Source organism: Betaproteobacteria bacterium (assembly GCA_016791345.1).
GTDB lineage: Bacteria > Pseudomonadota > Gammaproteobacteria > Burkholderiales > JAEUMW01 > JAEUMW01.
In genome coordinates this window covers 1-5396 of the sequence record JAEUMW010000353.1, presented here as the reverse complement: position 1 = coordinate 5396, position 5396 = coordinate 1, and the positions used below count along the sequence as shown (strand labels likewise).

The 5396-nt window shown below is 67.1% G+C and carries 7 protein-coding genes and 1 pseudogene; 2 read left to right on the top strand and 6 right to left on the bottom strand.

From position 1 onward, the window contains the following. Positions 1-394, top strand: a 394-nt coding sequence (locus JNK68_13865; protein ID MBL8541428.1) for a 4'-phosphopantetheinyl transferase superfamily protein, incomplete at its 5' end; no start/stop codon positions are given. After that, complete coding sequence (serB, locus tag JNK68_13860; GenBank protein MBL8541427.1) at positions 391-1221, top strand: phosphoserine phosphatase SerB; 831 nt, start codon at positions 391-393, stop codon at positions 1219-1221. The genes JNK68_13865 and serB, both read left to right, overlap by 4 nt. 74 nt (positions 1222-1295) lie before the next feature. Here the strand turns inward: serB and JNK68_13855 are convergent, their stop codons facing one another. The 6 genes and pseudogenes from JNK68_13855 to JNK68_13830 all read right to left on the bottom strand — a co-directional run. Beyond that, the gene (locus JNK68_13855; GenBank protein ID MBL8541426.1) at positions 1296-1892 is read right to left on the bottom strand and encodes a hypothetical protein; all 597 of its coding nucleotides are present in this window, start codon (positions 1890-1892) and stop codon (positions 1296-1298) included. 85 nt (positions 1893-1977) lie between these two features. After that, positions 1978-2817 (bottom strand): annotated as a pseudogene (locus JNK68_13850) (MFS transporter). 44 nt (positions 2818-2861) lie between these two features. Beyond that, positions 2862-3248 carry a VOC family protein gene (locus JNK68_13845; GenBank protein MBL8541425.1) on the bottom strand — a complete coding sequence of 129 codons (387 nt, stop codon included), beginning with the start codon at positions 3246-3248 and terminating at the stop codon, positions 2862-2864. A gap of 165 nt (positions 3249-3413) precedes the next feature. Further along, on the bottom strand, positions 3414-4136 hold the full coding sequence (locus JNK68_13840; GenBank protein MBL8541424.1) for an MBL fold metallo-hydrolase: 723 nt from the start codon (positions 4134-4136) through the stop codon (positions 3414-3416). Positions 4137-4187: 51 nt separating this feature from the next. Then, positions 4188-4736, bottom strand: coding sequence for a cysteine hydrolase (locus JNK68_13835; protein ID MBL8541423.1), 549 nt, complete (start codon positions 4734-4736; stop codon positions 4188-4190). Positions 4737-4750: 14 nt separating this feature from the next. Continuing rightward, the coding region (locus tag JNK68_13830; protein MBL8541422.1) for an amidohydrolase family protein at positions 4751-5396 on the bottom strand (646 nt) is incomplete at its 5' end.

Here is a 5396-nt window from a genome sequence, read left to right as displayed (position 1 = left end):
GCTCGCCGGCCGCTATGGCTCGCCGGGGGAGCAGGCGATGCTGCAGGCGCTGGATCCCGCCGCGCGTTCGCGCCGCTTCATCGAGCTCTGGACTTGCAAGGAGGCGTGGCTCAAGGCGAGCGGTCTCGGCGTGACGGCCGGGCTCGCCGGGCTCGACATCGACTTCTCCGGCGCGCGCCCGCGCATCGCGCAGCTACCGCAGCAGGAGCAGGGCGACGTGCGCGACTGGTCGATCGCGCTCGTCGAACCGGCAGTGAACCACGTGGCGTCGGTGGTGCTGCTAGATCCGCACCGCGAACTCGGCGAGATCGTGCAGCGGCAGCCGGTGACGCTCGACCGGGCGCTTGCTGCTACGCGTTTGACGTTCACACTGAACGGACGGAATCCTCAATGAACCTGATCGTGCAGGGACTGGAGGTCTACACCCACGACCTTAAGGAGATCGCGAAGCTCGCTCGCGCGACTGGCATCGAGCGCATCGAGGACGAAGCGTTTCGACTGCGCGACGCGCAGCCGGCGGCGGAGATCGCACCCTATTGCGAAGCGGCCCGGCTCGACCACGCCTTCGTGCCCGAGGGGGCGCGACTGGACGACTTCCGCCTCGTCGTGCTGGACATGGATTCCACCCTCATCACGATCGAGTGCATCGACGAGGTCGCCGACCTTGCCGGACGCAAGGCCGAGGTCGCGCCCGTTACCGCAGCTGCCATGCGCGGCGAAATCGACTTCGTCGAAAGTCTCATGCGGCGCGTCGCGGCGCTCGTCGGTCTGCCGGAGGCGGCGCTCGAACGCGTCTACCGCGAGCGGCTGCGGCTTACGCCGGGTGCGGAGAAGCTGCTCGCCGCGCTGCGCAGCAGGGGCGTGCGCACGCTGCTCGTCTCCGGGGGCTTCACGTATTTCACCGATCGTCTGCGCGCTCGCCTCGGTCTCGACGAAGTGCGCGGAACGCAACTGGAGATCGTGGACGGCAAACTCACCGGCCGTGTCGTGGGCGAGATCGTCGATGCCGAAGTCAAGGCGCGCGCGCTGCGCGAGAGGCGCGACGCTCTGGGATTGGAACCGCGGCAGGTGCTGGCGCTGGGGGACGGTGCGAACGATCTCGCGTTCATGGCCGAAGCCGGCGTGAGCGTCGCCTTCCACGCCAAGCCGGTGGTCAAGGCACACGCGAGCTACGCACTCGACTTCGTGGGACTCGACGGGATAGTGAATCTGTTTACCTGAGCGTTGTGGTGCCAACGACCTGGCGACACGGGCCAGGCCTCCGTCGTTTGCAGCGCGCTGATCGTTGGCTCCGTCTATCCCTGAGGGCGTCGCACCCTTGTTCGGTTCTCCGGGCGCAGGAGGGATGCGGCGGCCGCCAGCAGCGCGAACGCCACCAGCATCAACAGGACCTCGCCAACGGCGGCGGAAACCACGGATTCCGGAAGTCCCGTGGTGCGTCCGATCACACCGCCGGATCGTGGCAACCGCCAGGAGAGCACCGCGGCGGCCGTTGCCACCCCGAGACCGGTGCCGAAGACGCGCAGCAGACTCAGCAGTCCGCCCGCCTGCCCGGATCGCTCGGGTGGTGCCGCATTCACGGTCGCCGTGTTGTTCGGCGCGATGAACATGCCAAGACCGGCGCCGAAGGCGGCGAGCGCTGCCATGATCATGGCCCTGTTCCAGTCGGCGCCGGTCATGGCGATGCCGAGCGCGACAAGCGCCGCTGCGCAGAGCGTCATGCCTGCCACCGGCATGAGCCGCGGCCAGGCATCGGCGAGGCCGCCGCTTACCGGTGCCGCCAGGCCGAGTGCGACCGGTATGACGGCGAGCCGCATTCCCGCCGTCAGCGGGCTGTCGTGATGGCCGCGAACGAGGGCGAACGACATGAGGAAGAACACCGCGTAAAGCATGGCATAGGAGAGGACGACCCCGGCAGCCGGCGGCGAAGGCTTTCGACCGGAACAGCGAAACGTCGAGCAGGGGCGAGTGCAGGTGGCGCTCGCGCAGCACGAAGGCGGCGAGCAGCAGGAGCGCCGCCGCGCCGCAACCGAGGGTCGCCGTCGACAGCAGGCCCCACGCCCGCACCTGCGTGATGGCGAGCAACAGAAGCGTGAGCGCCGGAGTGAGCAGCAGCGCGCCGGGCCAGTCGAACCGGCGATCCGCACTCGTCTCGGCGGTGCGCGGCAGCACGAGCCACCCGATCGCCGTGGCGGCCAGCGCGAACGGCACGTTCACCCAGAAGATCCAGCGCCAGTCGAATGTGTCGAGCAGCAAGCCGCCCACGGCCGGGCCGACGCTGATGCCGACGGCCTGCGCGGCAGCGTATATGCCCATTGCGCGTCCCTTGCGGTCCGGTCCTGCGGCCGTCACCAGAATGGCGATGCTGTTTGCCCCGAGCATTGCGCCGGCGGCTCCGTGCAGCACGCGAAACGCGATCAGCGTCGGCAGGCTCGGCGCCAGCGCGCACAGGGCGGAGACGAGGCCGAATACGGCGAAGCCGGCGAGGTACATCACCTTGCGCCCGACGATCTCGGCTACACGGGCAAACACTGGCAGGAGACACGCGAACGCGAGCAGGTAGCCGATTGCTACCCAGCTCACTGCGTGCAGCGGTGCGTCGAACACGCGTTCCAGATCGGGCAGGGCGAGCTGGACGATGCTCGCATCGACCTGACCAATGAAAGCGGCGACACAGGTCGTCGCGATGACGAGCCAGGGGTAATACGCCTGCCGCTTAAGCAAGCGGGAGGGGGCGGTTCGCGCAGGATCGGCTTGTTCGGCCTTCTTCCGGCTAAAGCGCCAGGGCCGATGCAGATGTGGCGCGACCGGGGGCACGACAGGGCGGGATCACGGGCAGCGTGGCCGGGTGTTGCTCGCGCTCAGGCAGGGTCATGGCAAACGGCCTCGATGTTGTGTCCGTCGGGGTCGAGAACGAACGCGCCGTAGTAGTCGGGATGGTAGTGCGGGCGCGGGCCAGGGGCGCCGTTGTCGCGCCCGCCTGCGAGAAGGGCGGCCTTGTAGAACGCATCGACCGCCGCACGATTCGCAGCGCGAAACGCGACGTGGATCGGCGGCGCATTCGGTGAGCCGGCAGCGACCCAGAAGTCCGGCTTCGGCGGCACGCCGAAACCGACGACGTCGCCATGGCCGGTGACCGACGCCGGCAGCTCCATGATCGCTTGATAGCCAAGCGGTGCGAGGGCGGCCGCATAGAACGTCTTGCTCTTCGCGAAGTCGCTGACTTGCAGTCCCGTGTGATCGATCAACGCAGAATCTCCTGCTCGCGCTCTTTGCTGTTCGGGCGAGCCCTGTTGCGCGGATCAGCCGCTCCGCGCGCGCAGGCCCGCACTGCCGGGTCGGTCCTGGTTGGCTTCCGTAGACTACGGCAGCGCGTTCACCTTCGGCCGGGATTCGGGCGTTAGTGCGACGGGTTACCCGAGCATCTCCTCCATGACTTCCGCGAGCTCCATGATGGCGCGGGCGCCATCGCCGACGTACGCCGAGCCGTGCATCGCCGCGATCGTGCGCGGCTTCAGCTCGGCCAGCCGTTGCAGCGTCGGCCCGGTGTCGCGCGTGTACGGCAGATAGTTCGCGAGAGGTCCTTTCTGATACTCGAAGAGCGTGCGCTGGAACCGTCCGACGACATCGCCGCTGGTGCTCGGCTCGACATCGCCGCTCTGGTGGAAGAGATCCGAACAGAACAGGGTGCCCTCGGTTTCCTCGAACAGCAGACTGGCCTCCCAGCAGTGCGGCACGTGCGGCGTCTGCAGAAAGCGAAACCGACGTCTTCCGGTGCGAAGCTGTTCGCCGTCTGCCAGCGCCTGCGCCGGGCGGCGCGCCACCACGTCGTCCACGCTCACGAGCTTCGCCACCAGGCTGCACACGGCGGTCGCCCGGGGTGCCAGCGCCTGCCATTCCGCAAGCGCGCCGCATTCATCGGCCTCGAAATGGCTGAAGCCGATCCAGCGCACGCTCTCGGGCGGAAGCAGGCGCGCCACCGCGTCGCGCACGACCGGAAATATCCCTTTCATGCCCGTGTGGAACAGCAGCGGCTCGTCGTCGCGCACGAGGAACTGATTGAACTGCAGGTCCGCCTCGCGCATGAACGTGGAGATGCGGAACACATCGCTGGCGATTTCCGTGATCTGGGTCATCGGCTGTCTTTGGTCGTAGTGGTCAACGTGCGAACGTTCGAGGCGGTCTTTTCAAAGTTCTGCGGCGAGCGATCGTGCGGGCAGGGTCCTGGCGAAAGCACCACTCAGCGCAGCCAGGTACGCCAGCTGGACTTCCTGTGCCCCGACCTGCCGACCCTCGAACTCCAGGGCTCTCGTCGCGCAGCCGTCCTGCGCCAGGGAGCAGTCGAAACCGAGGTCTGCCGCTGCACGTACGGTGGTGTCCACGCACATGTGGGTCATCATGCCGGCGACGACGAGTTTCGAGGCGCCAGCGGCACGCAGGTGTTCGAGCAACGCGGTCTCGCGAAAACTGCTGGGGAAGTGCTTGGTGACGATGACTTCGCCTGCCGAGGGTGCGACGTCGGCGTGAATGTCGACGCCTGGAGTGCCCGGGAGGAAGAACGTGGCGCCCGGTCGTTCTGCAATGTGCTGCACGTGAAAGACCGGCAGGGAACGCGCTCGAAACGCGTCGAGAAGCAGACGCGCTTGCGCCACCGCCGCGTTCGCACCGACCAGTTCCATCGCACCGCCGGGAAAGTAGTCGTTTTGCAAGTCGATCAGTACGAGCGCGGTGGTCATGAGGGCACTCACGGTCACTTCGGCAGCGTGTTCTTGTAGATCTTTCCGTCCTTCATGATGAGGACGAAGTTCCTGCCGGGATCCTCGATCAGCGCGATGTCCTCGATCGGGTTGCCGTCGACGAGCAGCAGGTCGGCCAGCGCGCCTTCTTCGACAACCCCGAGCTTGCCGGGGTAGGGGCTGCGCTTGCCGGACAGGGCCAGCAACTGGGCGTTGGTCCCGGTGGCCATGACGAGCACTTCCGCCGGCGCGTACCAGCGGGTCAGCGTGGCCAGCAGCGCGCCCTGGCGCTGTGCCAGCGCAGGAGAGAACAGGACATCGGTGCCGAATGCTGTCTTGAGCTTGTATTTCTTCGCCAGCCGGTAGGCGGCGTCCATGCCGGCGAACACTTCATGAAACTTCTCCCGCTCGTCCGAGCCGGGGGGAAACACGTTTGCCATGTCTTCGGAAAACGGCTGGATGCTGAGCCAGATGCCCCGCTCCGCCATGAGCTTCGCGGTAGGCTCGTCCATCAGGTGGCCGTGCTCAATGCACTTGACCCCTTGCCCGACGGCCCGTTGAATCGATTCGGACGTATAGGCATGCACGGTAACGTACGTACCCCAGTTCTCGGCGGCTTCCACCGCGGCGCGCAGTTCCGGCTCGGTGAAGGTGGTTACG